General features: G+C 61.7%; 19 protein-coding genes. 9 read left to right on the top strand and 10 right to left on the bottom strand.

Translation table 11 applies throughout. The features are described 5' to 3' along the window. Positions 1–48: 48 nt before the first annotated feature. Positions 49–1,005: a bifunctional riboflavin kinase/FAD synthetase gene (locus WD767_02725; protein MEX2614987.1), complete on the bottom strand. Its 957-nt coding sequence runs from the start codon at positions 1,003–1,005 to the stop codon at positions 49–51. 53 nt (positions 1,006–1,058) lie between these two features. After that, complete coding sequence (locus tag WD767_02720; GenBank protein ID MEX2614986.1) at positions 1,059–1,517, bottom strand: MaoC family dehydratase; 459 nt, start codon at positions 1,515–1,517, stop codon at positions 1,059–1,061. 107 nt (positions 1,518–1,624) lie between these two features. Between WD767_02720 and WD767_02715 the strand changes: the two genes are divergently transcribed. The 3 genes from WD767_02715 to WD767_02705 are packed head-to-tail and all read left to right on the top strand — an operon-like array spanning position 1,625 to position 4,297. Next, on the top strand, positions 1,625–2,116 hold the full coding sequence (locus WD767_02715) for a transcriptional repressor (GenBank protein ID MEX2614985.1): 492 nt from the start codon (positions 1,625–1,627) through the stop codon (positions 2,114–2,116). A gap of 4 nt (positions 2,117–2,120) precedes the next feature. Continuing rightward, positions 2,121–3,197 (top strand): GTP-binding protein, encoded by a 1,077-nt coding sequence (locus WD767_02710; GenBank protein ID MEX2614984.1) that lies wholly within the window; start codon positions 2,121–2,123, stop codon positions 3,195–3,197. Further along, a complete protein-coding gene (locus WD767_02705) occupies positions 3,194–4,297 on the top strand; it encodes a PLP-dependent cysteine synthase family protein (protein ID MEX2614983.1) in 1,104 nt (367 codons plus the stop codon). Before WD767_02710 ends, WD767_02705 begins: the two co-directional genes overlap by 4 nt. A gap of 8 nt (positions 4,298–4,305) precedes the next feature. Here WD767_02705 and WD767_02700 read toward each other — a convergent pair whose 3' ends face one another. Both WD767_02700 and WD767_02695 read right to left on the bottom strand, forming a co-directional pair. Beyond that, positions 4,306–5,256, bottom strand: a complete 951-nt coding sequence (locus WD767_02700) for an aldo/keto reductase (protein ID MEX2614982.1) — start codon at positions 5,254–5,256, stop codon at positions 4,306–4,308. Between the two features lie 106 nt (positions 5,257–5,362). Next, entirely contained in the window at positions 5,363–6,253 is an 891-nt protein-coding gene (locus WD767_02695) for a TauD/TfdA family dioxygenase (protein ID MEX2614981.1), read from the bottom strand. 426 nt (positions 6,254–6,679) lie between these two features. Here WD767_02695 and WD767_02690 point away from each other — a divergent pair, with 426 nt between their 5' ends. After that, positions 6,680–7,549: a hypothetical protein gene (locus tag WD767_02690; GenBank protein ID MEX2614980.1), complete on the top strand. Its 870-nt coding sequence runs from the start codon at positions 6,680–6,682 to the stop codon at positions 7,547–7,549. 101 nt (positions 7,550–7,650) lie between these two features. On the opposite strand, the gene WD767_02685 is transcribed toward WD767_02690, so the two are convergent. Next, the gene (locus WD767_02685) at positions 7,651–7,965 is read right to left on the bottom strand and encodes a YciI family protein (GenBank protein ID MEX2614979.1); all 315 of its coding nucleotides are present in this window, start codon (positions 7,963–7,965) and stop codon (positions 7,651–7,653) included. 93 nt (positions 7,966–8,058) lie between these two features. Continuing rightward, positions 8,059–8,532, bottom strand: a complete 474-nt coding sequence (locus WD767_02680) for a RidA family protein (GenBank protein MEX2614978.1) — start codon at positions 8,530–8,532, stop codon at positions 8,059–8,061. A 202-nt stretch (positions 8,533–8,734) separates the two neighbouring features. Here WD767_02680 and WD767_02675 point away from each other — a divergent pair, with 202 nt between their 5' ends. From WD767_02675 to WD767_02655, 5 genes are all read left to right on the top strand, one after another. Continuing rightward, the gene (locus WD767_02675) at positions 8,735–9,913 is read left to right on the top strand and encodes an aspartate aminotransferase family protein (GenBank protein MEX2614977.1); all 1,179 of its coding nucleotides are present in this window, start codon (positions 8,735–8,737) and stop codon (positions 9,911–9,913) included. Next, positions 9,906–10,811, top strand: a complete 906-nt coding sequence (argF, locus tag WD767_02670) for an ornithine carbamoyltransferase (protein ID MEX2614976.1) — start codon at positions 9,906–9,908, stop codon at positions 10,809–10,811. The genes WD767_02675 and argF overlap by 8 nt, the downstream gene beginning before the upstream one ends. After that, complete coding sequence (locus tag WD767_02665) at positions 10,799–11,701, top strand: Hsp33 family molecular chaperone HslO (GenBank protein MEX2614975.1); 903 nt, start codon at positions 10,799–10,801, stop codon at positions 11,699–11,701. Before argF ends, WD767_02665 begins: the two co-directional genes overlap by 13 nt. 67 nt (positions 11,702–11,768) lie before the next feature. After that, positions 11,769–12,356 (top strand): hypothetical protein, encoded by a 588-nt coding sequence (locus WD767_02660; GenBank protein MEX2614974.1) that lies wholly within the window; start codon positions 11,769–11,771, stop codon positions 12,354–12,356. A gap of 25 nt (positions 12,357–12,381) precedes the next feature. Next, positions 12,382–12,705 carry a BolA/IbaG family iron-sulfur metabolism protein gene (locus WD767_02655; protein MEX2614973.1) on the top strand — a complete coding sequence of 108 codons (324 nt, stop codon included), beginning with the start codon at positions 12,382–12,384 and terminating at the stop codon, positions 12,703–12,705. An 82-nt stretch (positions 12,706–12,787) separates the two neighbouring features. On the opposite strand, the gene WD767_02650 is transcribed toward WD767_02655, so the two are convergent. From WD767_02650 to WD767_02635, 4 genes are all read right to left on the bottom strand, one after another. Next, complete coding sequence (locus tag WD767_02650) at positions 12,788–14,482, bottom strand: tripartite tricarboxylate transporter permease (protein ID MEX2614972.1); 1,695 nt, start codon at positions 14,480–14,482, stop codon at positions 12,788–12,790. Positions 14,483–14,513: 31 nt separating this feature from the next. Further along, the gene (locus WD767_02645) at positions 14,514–14,999 is read right to left on the bottom strand and encodes a tripartite tricarboxylate transporter TctB family protein (GenBank protein MEX2614971.1); all 486 of its coding nucleotides are present in this window, start codon (positions 14,997–14,999) and stop codon (positions 14,514–14,516) included. Positions 15,000–15,126: 127 nt separating this feature from the next. After that, positions 15,127–16,092, bottom strand: a complete 966-nt coding sequence (locus WD767_02640) for a tripartite tricarboxylate transporter substrate binding protein (protein MEX2614970.1) — start codon at positions 16,090–16,092, stop codon at positions 15,127–15,129. Between the two features lie 198 nt (positions 16,093–16,290). Next, positions 16,291–16,470 (bottom strand): hypothetical protein (locus tag WD767_02635; protein ID MEX2614969.1); only part of this gene is annotated, 180 nt, incomplete at its 5' end.

The following is a 16,470-nucleotide window of genomic DNA, read 5'->3' as shown; positions in this document are numbered from 1 at the left end:
TTCCGCCAGTTGACGGGCGCGCGATCCTATGCATGACACCGTCCGAGGTCAAGGCGCGCCGGCGGCCCGCACTTTAAGTATCCGCCGCGCCGTGGCGCTGTCTTCGGCGATCTGCTTCTGCAGGGCCTCAAGACTGTCGAACCTGTGGTCCGGCCGCAGGTATTCGATCAGCGCAACCCGCATGTTCCGGCCGTAAAGGTCGCCGTCGAAGTCAAACAGATTTACCTCCAGCAGCAACCCCTTGCCGTCCACGGTAGGCCGGTCGCCGAAATACGCGACGCCGTCGATCCATTCGGGCGCGCCATTGGGATCGATCGCCGCGCGCACCGCGTAAACGCCCAGCGCCGGATGCACATAGCCGCCGATATCGATATTCGCCGTCGGAAATCCCAGCGTGCGGCCGCGCTTTTCGCCATGCTGCACCGTGCCCTCAACCTCGAAAGGTCGGCCCAGCATCGCCGCGGCATGGGCCGGTTTGCCCGCAACGATATTTTCGCGGATATGGCTGGAGGAATAGGTTTCGCCGTCGGCGGAAGCGACCGGGGAAATGGACGTCACGCCGAATCCGTTCGGTTCCCCCATGACACGCAGCAGCGCCGCATCGCCGCCGCGCTGGCGGCCGAAGCGGAAATCGTGGCCGACCACGATATGCCTTGCATGCAGGCCATCGATCAGCACCTGCTGCACAAAATCTTCAGCCGCAATCTGCGAAAACGCCACGTCGAAATCCAGCACGACAAGGGCGTCCACGCCCAGCGCCGCGATCTGCCGCGCCTTGCTGCGCGCCGGCGTCAGGCGGAAGGGCGGATCGTGCGGCCGGAAAAAACTGCGCGGATGCGGTTCGAAGGTCAGCACAACCAGCGGTGCGCCCAGCCTGCCGGCGATTTCGGCGCCCTGGCCGATCACCGCCTGATGGCCGCGGTGGACGCCGTCAAAATTGCCCAGGACGACGACGCAATGCTGTACCGCCGCCGGGACGTCCTTGAAATGCCGCAGAATTTGCATGGCCCCTCCCTCGCGCTGCGCTGTGTAGCCGAATTGCCCCTGGAACAAAAGGGTCACGCGGACGCAGCGCGGCGGCCGGGCACGATCATGACCGCATGGCCGTCGATCACGACCGTCGCGCCGACCGTCGCCACCGTTTCCAGTGTAATCCGGCGGCTTTCGCGATTGATGTCCACCACGGTTGCCCGTGCCTGGACCGTATCGCCCGGCCGCACCGGAGCCCGGAAATTCATGTCCTGCTTGACGTAAATGCAGCCCGGCCCCGGCAGCTTCATGCCAAGGCATGTCGAAATCAGGCTGCCGGTCAGGAAACCGTGCGCAATCCGCCCCCTGAAGCGGGTTTCCTGCGCATATTCGTCATTGACGTGGATCGGGTTCATGTCGCCGGACGTGCCCGCGAACAGGACGATATCGGCCTCGGTGATCGTCTTGGCGAAAACCGCGGTCATGCCGACCGACAGTTCCTCGATATGGTATCCTTCCAGCGATTCGCTGATTCCGCCGCCATCCATCCCCTGATCCTCATCTGCCATGCCTGGCAGGGATTTAAAGCGATTCCGCCCGGCTGGCAAACAGGGCATGCTTGTGGCGCGGATGCAGGCTGATGCTATACTGCGGCATGCCCTTGCCGCGCGCCTTCAAAGCGGGTCCGCACGACCATCAGCACTGTATCGATACCGCCATCGATACGGCGGCGAAGCTATGCGCCGAACGGGGCATCCGGTTTACGAAAATCCGCCAGCGCGTATTGTCGCTGATCTGGGAAACCCATGAACCGATCGGCGCCTACGCGATCCTCGATGCCCTGAAACCCGAATATCCCCGCGCCGCCCCGCCGACCGTATACCGGGCGCTCGAATTCCTGATCGAAATCGGCCTGATCCACCGCATTGAATCCATGAACGCCTTTGTCGGCTGCATCCATCCGACCGAAAGCCATAGCGGACAGTTCCTGATCTGCGCGCGATGCAGCGCCGCCGTCGAGATGAACGACAGTGGAATCAACGATGCGGTGCGCCGGGGTGCGGAACAGATGGGCTTTCAGGCGCAGCGCCAGATGATCGAAGTCACCGGGCTGTGCCCCGACTGCCGCGGCGCCGCCAAAGGGTGAATCCATGAACGACACACAGATTCACGAAACGGCGGGCGAACGCCTGCCGGTATCCGTATTGACCGGGTTTCTCGGCAGCGGCAAGACGACTGTCCTGGCCCATCTGCTGCGCGACCCGGGCATGGCCGACACGGCAGTCGTCATCAATGAATTCGGCGAGGTCGGGCTCGATCACATGCTGGTCGAATCGTCCAGCGACGATATCACGGTGCTGTCCAGCGGCTGCCTGTGCTGCACGATCCGGGGTGACCTGATCGATACCCTGCGCAACCTGTTTCGCCGCCGGGTCAAGGGCGAGGTGCCGGCGTTCAGGCGGCTGGTCATCGAAACCACCGGCCTGGCCGATCCGGCGCCGATCCTGCACACGCTGATGACCGATCCGCTGCTGGCCGCGCGCTACCGACTGGACGGCGTCATCACCACGGTCGATGGCATGCACGGGCTGGACCAGTTCGACAAGCAGTTCGAAACGGTGAAACAGGCCGCCGTCGCGGACCGGCTGCTGATCACCAAAACCGACATGGCGGCGCCGGAAGGAATCGCGGCGCTGAAAGCGCGGCTGGCGTCCATCAATCCCGCGGCGGCGGTCCACGAGATCGCCCATGGCGCGGTCGACCCCGCCATGCTGTTCGGCGCCGGGCTGTACGACCCGGCAACCAAAAGCCCGAATGTGGCGCGGTGGCTGAACGAGGAGGCCTTTGCCCTGGCCGGGCAGCATGACGGACACGACCACGATCACCACCATCATCACGACGTCAACCGGCATGACGATCACATCCGCGCCTATTGCCTGACGGCGGATGAACCGATCTCCTGGGATTCCTTCACCGGCTGGATGGACGCCCTGATTTCGACCCATGGCGAGTCGCTGCTGCGCGTGAAGGGTATCCTGAATGTGATCGAATCCGACAAGCCAGTCGTCGTGCACGGGGTACAGCATATCTTCCACCCGCCGGCGACCCTGGACGCCTGGCCGGACGACGACCGCCGCAGCCGGGTGGTGATGATTACCCGCGACCTGAACCGCGAGCCGGTCGAACAGATGTTCCGCGCCTTCGTCGCAGACAAGGCCGCCGGATGATCGCCGACGATATTGTCGGCGCTAACCTGACCGCGCGGAACCGCGACTGGGCCGCCGAGGCCGTCAGCCGGATCGCCGCCGATTTCAACCGGTCCGCCGATACGCACCTGATCCGGCTTGACCTGCCGGGCCTGCCGGATTTGACCCTGTATCTCAAGGATGAATCCACCCACCCCACCGGCAGCCTGAAACACCGGCTGGCCCGCTCCCTGTTCCTGTACGGGCTGTGCAACGGCCATATCGGTCCCGATACGCCTGTCGTCGAATGTTCCTCCGGCAGCACGGCGATTTCCGAAGCCTATTTTGCGCAGCTTCTCGGCCTGCCCTTCATCGCCGTGCTGCCCAAAAGCACGGCCCGGCGGAAGATCGACCAGATCGAATTCTATGGCGGCGAATGCCGCAGGGTCGAACCGCGGGCGATCTACGACGAAGCGGAGGCGCTGGCGGCGCGGATCAACGGCCATTACATGGACCAGTTCACCCATGCGGAGCGCGCCACCGACTGGCGCGGCAACAACAATATCGCGGAAAGCCTGTTCGCGCAGATGGCGCAGGAATCCCATCCGGTGCCGGACTGGGTCGTCATGAGCGCCGGCACGGGCGGCACGTCGGCCACCATCGGCCGCTATATCCGTTATAACCCGGCGCTGGTGAAGAAAACCAAGCTCTGCGTCGTCGATCCGGAAAACTCCGTCTTCTACGATTTCTACAGGACGCGCGATGCCGGGTTGCGCAGCGGCAGCGGTTCGCGCATTGAAGGCATCGGCCGCCCCCGGGTCGAACCGTCCTTTCAGCCCGCCGTGATCGACCGGATGATGCGGGTGCCGGACGCGGCGAGCATTGCAACCCTGTACTGGCTGGAACGGATACTCGGCCGGAAATGCGGCGGATCGACCGGCACCAATGTTTTCGGCGCGCTTGCGGTATTGAACGAGATGCAGGAGCGCGGCCGACAGGGCAGCGTCGTCACGCTGATCTGCGATTCAGGCGAACGCTACCTCGACAGCTATTTCAACCCGGACTGGGTGGCGGCGCAGGGGCTGGATCCCGAGCCGTTCAGGGAACGGCTCGACAGTATCGCCCTTGCCCGGAGCGTATAAGGACGGTCTTACGGCTTGCTTGCCGCGTCGATCTGGTCGATGTCGGCCTTGTCCAGCGTCACGGTCGCGGCGCCCACCAACTCCGCAAACTGGTCCATATTGGTGGCGCTGGCGATTGGCGCGGTAACGCTCGGCCGCGCGATCAGCCAGGCCAGCGCAACCTGTCCCGGTTTGGCCTTGTGTTTGGCGGCCACCGCATCCAGCGCCTCAAGGACGCGGAAACCCTTCTCGTTGATGTATTTTTCAACCCGGGGCGCCCGGACCCGGCCCTTCATATCCTCGGTCGAGCGGTACTTGCCGGTGAGGAACCCGCTGGCCAGCGAATAGAAGCCGATGACGCCGACATTTTCCTTCAGGCACAGCGCTTCAAGTTCCCCTTCGAACGTGTCGCGTTCGACCAGGCTGTAGAGCGGCTGCAGGCTCTGATAGCGCGGCAGCCCGTCGCGCGTGCTGGCATCCAGCGACGCCTTGAGCCGGGCCGGGCTGAAATTGGACGCGCCGATTTCGCGCACCTTGCCCTGCTCGACCAGTTTCGCATAGGCGCCCAGCGTCTCCTCGACCGGCGTGTCCGGGTCGTCCTTGTGTGACTGGTAGAGGTCGATGTAATCGGTTTTCAGCCGGCGCAGGGAGGCGTCCACCGCCTGCGCAATGTATTTGGCCGACAGGCCGACCTTGCCGTCGCCCATATCCATGCCGAGCTTGGTGGCGAGGACGATCCTGTCGCGCCCGCCACGGCTTGCCAGCCATTTGCCGATAATGGTTTCGGATTCACCGCCGCTGTTGCCGTCGACCCAGCGCGAATACACATCCGCCGTGTCGATGAAGTTCAGACCGGCATCGACGCAGGCGTCCAGCAGTTTGAACGAGGTCGCCTCATCCGCCGTCCAGCCGAATACATTGCCGCCGAAACAGATCGGCGACACGGTTAGCGACGAATTCCCCAGTTTGCGATATTCCATATTCTTTCCTTCCCTGCCGGGTGATTTCCGGCGTTCTTTCTTAGCCGTTCACGGGCTTGACTTGGCGGCAGGCGCCACAGGCGATTTCAGCAAGCCATGATCCGGTCTAGGCGGCGCCGAGGATTCCCGGTACCAGATAGCCGGATGTTTCGCCCTGGACGGTCGTCCGCGTCATGTGGCGCGGTTGCTTCGGATCGAAATCCGCCAGCGCGACATGCATCGTGGTCCGGTTGTCCCAGCCGATGAAATCGCCCGGCAGCCAGGAATGACGGTAGACGTTTTCCGGCCGGGTCGCATGATCGCAGAAATATTTAATCAGCGGCAGGCTTTCCGCCCGCGTCATGCCATCGAAATGCGATACCCGCTCGCTGACATACAGCGCCTTCACGCCGCTGTCCGGATGAACCCGAACCGCCGGATGCGCGATCGGCGGGTTGAGGCGCAACTGTTCCTTGACATATTCCGGCGTGCGTTCGGCAAGCCCCGCGACCAGACTGAAATCATAGACCGAGTGCAACCCCTCGACGACCTGCTTCATCTTGTCCGACAACTCGTCATAGGCGCGCGCCATATTGCAGAACATGGTGTTGCCGCCTACTTCGGGCATTTCCAGGCAATACAGCATCGACGCCGCGGCCGGCCGCCCCGTATAGGCATAGTCCGAATGCCAGTTCCGGCCGGTATTGCGGGTATCGGATGGCTTGCCGTCCCGTTCCCTGTTGGTAATGACCATGACTTCATGCTGTTCGCTGTGCCGCGAAAACGGCGTCGCGTCATGCGGATCCAGGCTGCCGAAACGGCTGGAAAACGCAACCTGCTGCGCCGGCGTCCAGTCGACGCCGCGAAACAGGATGATGTGGTACTGGTTCCAGATCGACCGGATCGCATCGATCTGCGCGTCGGAAACCGCCCCGGTAATGTCGATTCCGCTAATCTCCGCGCCCAGCGCGTTCGACAGCGGCCGCACCGTCAATCCTGTATTCGTCACATATGGCATACCCAGCCTCCCGACAAAGCGTTTAACCTCGGGCCAATCATTCGCGATCGCACGGGTTTGTGCAAGTCGTGGCGCTCCCGCCAGACAATGTCGCGTTGCCGCGGCTAAAAATATCGAAGGCCAGTCACGCGAGCTTGGGACCCCGGCCTATTGACACTTTTTTGACGTTTTATTGTCACTTTCTTTTGATCTGTGAAGGATTATGAAAGATTGAAGGGTCTCTCATACGGATAACAGGCCGTATGGATAACAGATGGCTATCAACAAGATAGTCTACAAGGGCGGGATTCAATTCCACGTATAACGTTATCAGGTGGAAAACTGCTAGTAAGGGGGGGTAACAAGGTGCTTTTTCCCGAGACAACTTTCAGGATGCCCGCCGCAGTGTGCGCGGGAATAACTCGAAAAATCAACGATTCGTTTCGCATGACGGTTGACGGAAAACCTGCCACCCGGGGAATGCCACTCGAAAGTGAGTTGCGATATTATTACAACTTCTATTTTGCCCATCACAGCATTACTTTTGGCGCTTTCCTTTCGGAACTTTCCCGGGAACTATCCGGGGTTTTTCCGGGCCTGGACCTGACGCTGGGATGGGCACGCGAATGCGATGAAGCCGGCAGGATCAGCGTTGCGCGCAATTATATGCAGAAGCTTCGATCCTACGTTCAGCAGGGAAGTTATTTCCGGACCAGTTTTTGGGATACCCTCTGGAAACTGACTGAAGTTTCCATAAAGACTTTCGGGATAAATCTCCGCGAGATCGGAACGACGTCATCCGAACTCATATCCTTGACTTACCGGTATTTCCTGAAGGAATCCAGCGATCGCGTGCAGGTTCTGAGAAAAGTCGAGAAACGACCTGATTCGGCCAATGCCCAAAAAGCGTTTCTTGTCGTCGACGGCATACTAAATGGTATTCCTATACCGCCCAACGAATTTTGCCGGAATAGCCGCATCCATTATTCACGCGGCAGCGGATATGAGATGTACCGTAAAATGGCGGAAGGGACCATAATTCCACCGTGGAAAATCGATTGGTCAACAACTGAACACCTCGCATGCCGGGCAAACATATTTCCAGCAGGGGTACCCGATAACGTGCCGGAAACCGGCAAATCGGACCCCACGGCGCCTGCGACAATTGAACCAACCGGTCCGATCCGCACCATATCGGCGAGACCGGAAAAATTAGCGGCCCGGATCCCAGAAACAATTGAAGTGCGCAGAAACCGCGGCACCGGTTATAGGGAGGCATGGAGCATGCCGATATTCCTGGGTGCGGCCCCTGCTTAAGGTGGCACATTCCATTAAAAATATTGTATCTTCAATAAGATAAAAAGGATTCATATACCTGTTGAATCGTCAGGGGCGGTCCAATTAATCCGCCATCTGATTTAGTTCCCTTCCGCCGTTTTCGGCGCGGCCTCCGGGTTCCACTGGCCGCGGCGCATATGGGAAACGGTGACCCGCTTGAACAACCCGCCCTTGCGGAAGGGTTCGTTCTCCGAGAAACGGTCCGCCGCCTCGCGGCTGTCCACATTGATGATCAGGACGCTGCCGGTGCGGGTCTTGCCGTCATCGGCCAGCATGGCGCCGCCCAGCACCAGGATATCCTCGTGCGCGTCCAGGTATTCGAAATGCGCCGGGCGCAGCGTTGCGCGCAGTTCCGCCGCGCCGGGCCGGTCTTCCTGATATATAATGTATAACATTGCTGTTCTCGCTCTGATATTCTTGTGGAGTCCCGCTTATCGATAGCGCCGCGCGCCGCAACGGGACAGATAATTGACGGGCGGTGTGGCTCCTTAATCTCGCAGGGCGAAAAGCGCCTCGATCTCGACCGTGACATTGTGCGGCATCGCCGAAACGCCGACGGCGGTGCGGGTATGGCGCCCCGCATCGCCAAACGCCTCGATCATCAGGTTCGACGCGCCGTTGACCGCCTGCGCGACTTCGGTGAAGCCGTCCGCCACGGCAACGAACCCCCGCAGGTTCAGGACCCGTTCGATCCGCCCCAGGTCGCCGTCCAGCGCCCGCCGCGCCTGCGCCAGCACGTTCAGCGCCGACAGACGCGCCGCCGCCGTGGCTTCGTCCAGTGTCCGTTCCGCGCCTGCCCTGCCCCGGTAGCGTATCTCGCCGTTCCAGACCGGCAACTGCCCGGAAACCCGAAGGCTGCCGCGGTGGATCAGCACCGTTTCGATATTGGCGGCCTTCGTCACGGCCGGTTCCGGCAGTTCAATGCCCAGCCTGGCCAGCCGCTGCACAATCGTTTCCGCCATCGCTTTATCCCTGTCTGTCCATCGCCCAGGTCACGGTGTGAACCCTATACCGGACACATGGCGGGGAAAAGGACCGCGCGCCGTAACACTTGACGCTCGAAAATTTAAAACAACCGACCGTTGACAGCATAGGGACAAGTGCCGATACTCCGCGCCTTTCGGAAATTGGCCGCCTGAATTCAGGCAATTAAGGAGACTAGCGATGGCAGCGGTGATGTCGACCTATGGTCGTTACGACCTCGCGTTTGAACGGGGCGAAGGTCCCTATCTATACGCGACGGACGGCCGCCGATTCCTCGATTTCGGCACCGGCATCGCGGTGACCTCGCTGGGCCATTGCCATCCCCATCTGGTGAAGGCGCTGCAGGCGCAGGTGGCGACGCTGTGGCATTGTTCGAACCTTTATACCATTCCGGGCCAGGTCAAGCTGGCCGAACGGCTGGCGGCGAACAGTTTCGGCGATGCCGTGTTCTTCTGCAATTCCGGGCTGGAAGCAATGGAAGCAGCGATCAAGCTGTGCCGGCGCTATCATTTCCAGAAGGGCGACGCCAAGCGCTGGCGCACGCTGACCGTCGAAGGCGCCTTCCACGGGCGGTCGCTGGCGACTATCGCGGCGGCCAAGAATCCGAAGCATCTGGAAGGTTTCGGCAAGCCGGTCGATGGATTCGATCAGGTGCCCTTTGGCAACCTGAACGCATTGCGGGCGGCGATCACCGAGGAAACGGCATGCATCGCCTTCGAACCGGTGCAGGGCGAAGCAGGCATATTCCCGGCGCCGCTCGACTATCTGCGCGAGTTGCGCACGATCGCCGACGAATTCGGCATCCTGCTGCTGCTGGACGAGGTGCAGTCCGGCATGGGCCGGACCGGCAAGCTGTTCGCGCATCAGTGGGCGGGGATCACGCCGGATGTCATGGCGCTGGCCAAGGGTCTTGGCGGCGGTTTCCCGATTGGCGCCATCGTCGCCACGGAAGAAGCGGCCAAGGGCCTGACGCCCGGCACCCATGGCAGCACCTTCGGCGGCAACCCGCTTGCCTCGGCGGCAGCGAATGCGGTGCTCGACGTGATGCTGGAAGACGGTTTCATGGACGGCGTCGACAGGAAGGCGCGCAAGTTCTGGAACGACCTCAAGCAGGTCACCGGCCGCTATCCGAATGTGTATGAAAGCATTCGCGGCGCCGGGTTGATGATCGGCATCAAGTGCAAGGCGCCGGCGGGCGAGGTTATCGGCAAGTTCCACGCCGCCGGGCTGCTGCCCGTGCCGGCCGGCGACAACGTCGTGCGCTTCCTGCCGCCGCTGATCGCCGAAGAGAGCCACTTTGCGGAGGCGCTGGAAGTCGTCGATTCCGTCGGCAGGAACTGGGGCTCCGGCGGTGCCTGAACTTCGCCACTTTCTCGACCTCGCCCCGTTCGACGAGGCCACGCTGCGGGAGATGTTCGCCCTCGGCAAGGCCTTCAAGGACGGGTCGGCGTCGAACATGCGGCCCCTTGAGGGCAAGTTTCTCGCCATGGTCTTCGAGAAGCCCTCAACCCGCACCCGTGTCAGCTTCGATGTCGGCATGCGGCAACTCGGCGGGGAAACCATCCAGCTGACGCAGGCCGACACGCAGATCGGCAATGGCGAGACCGTGGCGGACACCGCACGGGTATTGTCGCGCTTTGTCGACATCATCATGATGCGCACGACCTCCCCGGACAAACTGGCGGAAATGGCGGAATACGCGACCGTTCCCGTTATCAACGGGCTGACCGACACGACCCATCCCTGCCAGTTGATGGCCGATGTCATGACCTTCGAGGAACATCGCGGCGCGATCCGCGATGCGGTCATCGCATGGAGCGGCGACGGCAACAATGTCGCGCGCAGCTGGATCCAGGCGGCTGTACGGTTCGATTTCGAACTCCGCCTCGCCTGCCCGCCCGAACTCTCGCCGGCCCCGGAAGCGCTGGCCTGGGCGAAGGCCGAGGGCGGCCGCGTCACGGTCACCGCCGATCCGGAAAAAGCGGTGGCTGGAGCCAATTGCATCGTCACGGATACCTGGGTGTCGATGAACGATACCGCCTCGGAATCGCGCCACAACATGCTGCGCGCCTTTCAGGTGAACGAGCGCCTGATGGCGCGCGCCAACGACGATGCGATCTTCATGCACTGCCTGCCGGCCCATCGCGGCGAGGAGGTGACCGAAGGCGTTATCGACGGGCCGCAATCCGTCATATGGGACGAAGCCGAAAATCGCCTCCATGCCCAGAAAGGCATCCTCGCCTGGTGTCTGTCGTAAACGTGAACGTACCGGCTGACGACCTCATCCAGCCGTTCATCATTGAATCGAGCGGCCTGCACGGGCGCCTGGTCCGGCTTGGCCCGGCGCTGGATACGGCGCTGCGGGCGCATGACTATCCGGCCCCGGCGGCGGCCCTGCTGGGCGAAGCAATGGCGTTGGTTGCCGGGCTGTCCGGCGGGCTGAAATTCGATGGCACCTTCAGTCTCCAGGCGCGCGGCGACGGACCGGTGAGCATGCTGGTCGCCGACGTTACGACCGACGGCGCGATCCGTGGATACGCCGATATAAAGGGCGATATCCCGGACGGCGCGCCCTCCATCGCGCGGTTGCTGGGCGCCGGCATTATGGCGTTCACGGTCGACCAGGGGCTCGATATGGAGAAGTATCAGGGCATCGTCGAAATCCAGGGCGCCACCCTGACGGATTGCGTGCATCATTATTTCCAGCAATCGAGCCAGTTCGCCGCCGGTGTCCGGCTGGCCTGTCAACGCACAGCTGCCGGCGCATGGCGCGGCGGCGCGCTGCTGCTGCAACGCCTGCCGGAAGACGAAGATCTGGCGGAACGCGAACGCATGGAGGACGCCTGGCGCACCGCGATGGTGCTGATGGGCAGTTGCCGAGACGACGAATTGTGCAATGCGGCGCTCGACGCGCACGCGCTGCTGTACCGCCTGTTTCACGAAGACGGGGTCCGGGTATTCCCGCACAAGCCGCTGGAATTCGCATGCAAATGCTCCACCGAACGCATGAAGGCCGTCGTGGCGATGCTGACGGAAGAGGAGGTCGAAGAGATGACGGTCAACGGCAGGATCGTCGTGACCTGCCAGTTCTGTAATGCTGAACGGGTGTTCGATCCCGAGACGCGTGAACTATGCCTGCCATCTTGAACCCCCGCGTATAAGCCCGCATATTCCGTATATTCCCCTCCCTGGCAGCCGAACGGATCATGAAACGATGCTTTTTCGCGGAACCTTCGCCGTCCTTGCCGTAGCGCTGATTGCCCTGACGGGCTGTAGCACGCCGGGTGCGCAAAAGCAGTTTCCGGAACTCACATTTAACCATCTGCCGCCGATCCGGCTGGACGTTGCCCGCATCGAATACGCGCCCCGCTACCTTGCCCCGGTAAACGGCCCGAATATCGGCCATGAATTCCCGACGCCGCCCATCGTCGCGGCGGAACGGTGGATCGCCGACCGACTGGTTGCCGCCGGAACCCGCGGCACCGCTGTTGTGACCATTCGGGAGGCCACCGCCACGGAAACACGTCTGCCGCTGAAGAAAGGCGTTACCGGCGCCTTCACGACGGATCAGGAATGGCGTTACGATGCGCAGGTCGAAATTGCCATCGAGGTTTCGGATCCGGACAGCCAGCGTTCGGCGCGCGCCAATGCCGGCGCAAGACAGAGCCGGACGGTCGGCGAGGACGCCAGCTTGGCAGACCGCGAAAAAATCTGGTTCGATCTCGTCGAACGATTAATGAACCGCTTCGACAGAACCTTTGAGGCACAGATTCGAAAGGACCTGGCCGCCTTCATCAAGTAGACATCCCGCGCCGGAGAGACCCGCCATGACGATTCAGGAAACCATCACACAGAAGATTGCCGCATCGCTGACCCCCGCGCATCTGGAAGTGATCAACGAAAGCCACATGCATAACGTGCCGCCAGGTTCGGAATCCCATTTCAAGCTGGTCGTCGTCGCCAGCACCTTCGATGGCATGCCCCGTGTCCGCCGCCACCAACAGGTCAATGGCATCCTGGAGGCGGAACTGAAGGGCGGCGTGCATGCGCTGTCCATGCAGACGCTGACCCCCGAGGAATGGGCGGCGCGCGGCGGCGCAATCCTGGAGTCGCCCCTGTGCCTTGGCGGAGGACAACGCGGCAAAGGCTGACATCTCCGTCGCAACCGTACTGACATAAAAAAAACGGCGGCCCCGCGGGACCGCCGTTTCGTTTTATACCGGTATCCGCCGGTCAGGCCGGTTCGATCTTCGGTTTGATGAGCATCCCGTCGGCAGGGTCGAGCGCCCAGCCTTTCTGATGCGTCCGCCACAGCATCCACAGGCCGAGCGCCACCATTAACGAGCCGATACCCATCCGAACGGGACTGCCCATCATGAACAGGGGAATCGACTGGATCATCACCATCGCCGGCATGAAACCCAGCGTCCAGGTCTGCTTGCCGCGATGCTTCTGGTACCACGGGAACGCGATCGAGAACACCGACAGCAGGACGAAGAACAGCGACCAGGGCTGGGTGAAGAACAGTGACACATCCTCGCTGATCGTCCAGGCCCGGTTCAGGTTCAGTTCCGCAAGGTCACCCAGCACCACCCCCAGCACCACCGGCGCCAGCGGGAAGTTGAACTTCTTCATCAGGAAGCCCAGCAGGCCGAACCAGAACAGCGTCCACATGTCGAAGCTGCTGTTGTTCAGCGCGAAGGTCCCCACCGCGCAGTACACCAGGATCACCGCCGCCATCGTGTACATCGGCACCCGCGTGATATACAGGAACGCCTTCAGCGCCCCCGTCTGCATCGCGATCATCATGAAATGCGCGAGGAAGAACGCGGTGAAGATGCCGTAGGCCAGGACCGGCTGTTCGGTGATGAACAGCGGGCTCGGCACAACGTTGTGGATCAGCAGCGCCCCCAGCATGATCGCGCACAGCGCCGATCCCGGAATGCCCAGCGCCATCATCGTCGTCAGCGCACCGCCGGCCGTGGCGTTGTTCGCCGCCTCCGGCGCGATGATGCCGTCGAGGTCGCCCGTACCGAAGGTTTCCGGATGCTTGGAAGCCTTCTTCGCCTGATCGTAGGCGAGGATGTTGGAAATCGAACTGCCCGCCGCCGGCAGCACGCCGACGAACACGCCGATCCCCGACGACCGCAACAGGTTGGGCCAGCTTCGCATGATGGTCTTGATGGCGTTCCAGTGCTCGATCTTGATACTGACACTGTCCACTTTGGCCATCAGCGGCGCCCGCGCCACCTTCGTATCCTCGATATCGCCGAGCAACTGGCTGAAGGCGAACAGGCCGATCAGCACCGGCAGATAGGCGAACCCGCCGGACAATGCCTCAAACCCGAAATGCAGCCGGTCGATGGCGTTGATTTCCTCCGCCCCCAGCGCCGCGAACAGCAGCCCGAACGAGCCCGCGATCAACCCCTTGATCATGTTTTCGCCGGCCAGGCTTGCCGTGATGGTCAGCGCGAAGATGATCAGCGAAAACAGCGCCCAGGGCTCGAACTCAAGCCCGATCACCGCGATGCCGGGCGCCAGCGTCGCCAGCACCACGGCGCCGATCAGACCGCCGAAGAACGACGACCACACGCCAAGCCCGAGCGCCAGCCCGGCCTTGCCCTGACGCACCGCCGGGAAGCCGTCGAAGGTGGTTGCGATGGAGGCCGGCGTACCAGGTATCCCCATCAGCATGCCCGAGATCAGGCCGCCCGACAGACCGCCGACATAAATACCCAGCATCGTCGACAGCCCGTTGACCGGCGGCATGCCGAAAGTGAAGGGCAGCGACAGCACCACCGCCATCGTCACCGTGAAACCGGGAATGGCGCCGGCGATGATTCCGAAGAACACGCCGATCAGCATCAGGCCCAGATTGTGCAACTGGAAGACCTGCTCCGCGGCAAGGCCTATGTTTTCTATTAACATTTCTTTTGCGTTCCTTTGAGGCCGCGAAGGGTCAGTAGACGCGAATCAGTTCGCCCTCGGGCAGGTAGACCCGAAGAACGTAAGTGAACAATGCCCAGACGACGCCGACGGAAACCACCGAGATAACAACGTGCATCGCGAGCGCCCGCGGCGTCCGCTCGCCGATCGCCGTCAGCAGCGCGAATGTCACCAGGACGCCGGCGATCAGCATGCCGAGGTAATCGAGCACCAGCAGGAACACGAAGAATATGGCGAAACAGTAGATCGGGTTGCGGTATTTGACAAACCATGCGCCGAGGCTGAACGGTTCCCCCTTTTCCGCCGCGCCGCGCCGCAGCGACTGTATGAGATAGACAACGCAGAGGATGAAAAGCGGCACCAGGATGACCCGGGGCCAGAGCTTCGGCCCCATGCTGCCGTAGCCGGGGTCGACGATGTTGAACGATTCCCAGAAATAGGCACAGGTGACCGCAAGCAGCACCAGCGCAATGACGACATCCCTGTTCAGCGAGCGCATTTGCTAAATTCTCTCCCAAATTCGGCTTCCCCTTCCGGGTTCACGCCGATAGTCGCACGAAACCACCAAAAACGGCCCGCCTCGGATATCTCCGGGACGGGCCGATTACGCTTCAGGTCAGATAGATTTAGCTGCCCTGCCTGTACACTCCCACCTTCTTTGCGATGCGGGTCCATTCCTCGTTGGTGTCTTTCCACCACTTGATGTATTCGTCCTGACGCTTGACGAACATATAGCTCCCCATCCTTTCGACCGTCTCGACGACCTTCTTGTCCTGCGTCGCCTTTTCGAACATGTCACCGTAGTAATCGATGACTTCTTGCGGCGTGCCCTTCGGAACCATGATGCCTCGGGTTGAAGCGATTTCCAGCGGGTAGCCCTGTTCCGTGGCGGTCGGCACATCCGGCAGCCGTGGCGACCGCTCGGGTGTATTGATCCCAAGGATCTTCAGCGCGCCTGACTCCACATGCTTCGTGCCGGTCGATTCCGACACCTGGGCGAAATGAACCGTGCCCGCAAGCAGCGCCTTCATCCGGTCCGCAGTACCGTCATAGGACACGACCTTCATGTCGGGGAGACCAAGCGCATCCTGGACCAGCAGCAACGAAAAATGGCTGGTCGAACCGAGCGTCCCGGCAGCAAGAAGCTTGCCCGGGTTGGCCTTTGTCCATTCCACCATTTCCTTGTAGTTGCTGAACGGCGTCTTCGGCGACGCGCCCATCAGCGACGGGGTCTTGGTCAGCGAAATTACAGGCACCAGCGAGTCCCAGCTGTGTTCGGTCCGCCCCGTAAGGTTGGTCGCCAGGACATGCTCGTGGATCGAAAACAGGGTGCAGCCATCCGGCTTCGCATCCATCGCCGCCTTCCAGCCCTTCATGCCGCCCTGGCCGGTGATGGTCACGACCTGCAGTTCGGGCTTGCCGCCGAGGCGGTTGTAGCCTTCCAGCACGACGCGCTTCAGGATATCAGACTCGCCGCCCGCACCCCATGGCACGATCACGCGCGCGGTGCTGCAGGGTATTTCCACGGCGGTGGCGGCCTGGGCGGAAAGGCCCATCGCCAATCCAGCCGCCAGGATGGCGGTTGTACGCATAGTCCGTTTCATTTCTTGTTTTCTCCTATTCCGGTTTCTTTTAGCGTTTCTCTCAGCCTGGAGCAGATGGTTGGGCCGTCCAGCACATTGAGAGCCTGCCGGTCTCCCCCCAGGGAGAATATCCGACCTGTAAAATTAATCTGCCTTTTACGAAAGTTTGCTTGGGGTAGGAACATTGGAGCCTATTTGCGCCCCGTGTCAACAGAAACCAATTTTCTTCCTGGTATTGTTTTTTTGCAGCGCCGGCATGCGCCGCCGCATTGAAACAGCTCCGGAAGCAGCAACTTTCCCGTCATAAAAAAACGGCGGCCCCGCGGGACCGCCCAGACCGCTGACAAACCCCTCGCCTTTGGTGAGGGGTTTGTGATTCAATGCGGG

It is taken from the genome of Alphaproteobacteria bacterium (assembly GCA_040905865.1).
Classification (GTDB): Bacteria; Pseudomonadota; Alphaproteobacteria; order UBA8366.
The sequence above is the reverse complement of the archived record's forward strand: the minus strand, read 5'-3'. Positions and strand labels throughout refer to the sequence as shown.

What these genes read in the sequence shown, in the direction of transcription:
- WD767_02725 (MEX2614987.1), bottom strand. Translation starts at nt 1,005, where the DNA reads ATGCAAATTCTGCGGCATTTCAAGGACGTCCCGGCGGCGGTACAGCAT.
- WD767_02720 (MEX2614986.1), bottom strand. Translation starts at nt 1,517, where the DNA reads ATGGATGGCGGCGGAATCAGCGAATCGCTGGAAGGATACCATATCGAG.
- WD767_02715 (MEX2614985.1), top strand. Translation starts at nt 1,625, where the DNA reads ATGCCCTTGCCGCGCGCCTTCAAAGCGGGTCCGCACGACCATCAGCAC.
- WD767_02710 (MEX2614984.1), top strand. Translation starts at nt 2,121, where the DNA reads ATGAACGACACACAGATTCACGAAACGGCGGGCGAACGCCTGCCGGTA.
- WD767_02705 (MEX2614983.1), top strand. Translation starts at nt 3,194, where the DNA reads ATGATCGCCGACGATATTGTCGGCGCTAACCTGACCGCGCGGAACCGC.
- WD767_02700 (MEX2614982.1), bottom strand. Translation starts at nt 5,256, where the DNA reads ATGGAATATCGCAAACTGGGGAATTCGTCGCTAACCGTGTCGCCGATC.
- WD767_02695 (MEX2614981.1), bottom strand. Translation starts at nt 6,253, where the DNA reads ATGCCATATGTGACGAATACAGGATTGACGGTGCGGCCGCTGTCGAAC.
- WD767_02690 (MEX2614980.1), top strand. Translation starts at nt 6,680, where the DNA reads ATGACGGTTGACGGAAAACCTGCCACCCGGGGAATGCCACTCGAAAGT.
- WD767_02685 (MEX2614979.1), bottom strand. Translation starts at nt 7,965, where the DNA reads ATGTTATACATTATATATCAGGAAGACCGGCCCGGCGCGGCGGAACTG.
- WD767_02680 (MEX2614978.1), bottom strand. Translation starts at nt 8,532, where the DNA reads ATGGCGGAAACGATTGTGCAGCGGCTGGCCAGGCTGGGCATTGAACTG.
- WD767_02675 (MEX2614977.1), top strand. Translation starts at nt 8,735, where the DNA reads ATGGCAGCGGTGATGTCGACCTATGGTCGTTACGACCTCGCGTTTGAA.
- WD767_02660 (MEX2614974.1), top strand. Translation starts at nt 11,769, where the DNA reads ATGCTTTTTCGCGGAACCTTCGCCGTCCTTGCCGTAGCGCTGATTGCC.
- WD767_02655 (MEX2614973.1), top strand. Translation starts at nt 12,382, where the DNA reads ATGACGATTCAGGAAACCATCACACAGAAGATTGCCGCATCGCTGACC.
- WD767_02650 (MEX2614972.1), bottom strand. Translation starts at nt 14,482, where the DNA reads ATGTTAATAGAAAACATAGGCCTTGCCGCGGAGCAGGTCTTCCAGTTG.
- WD767_02645 (MEX2614971.1), bottom strand. Translation starts at nt 14,999, where the DNA reads ATGCGCTCGCTGAACAGGGATGTCGTCATTGCGCTGGTGCTGCTTGCG.
- WD767_02640 (MEX2614970.1), bottom strand. Translation starts at nt 16,092, where the DNA reads ATGCGTACAACCGCCATCCTGGCGGCTGGATTGGCGATGGGCCTTTCC.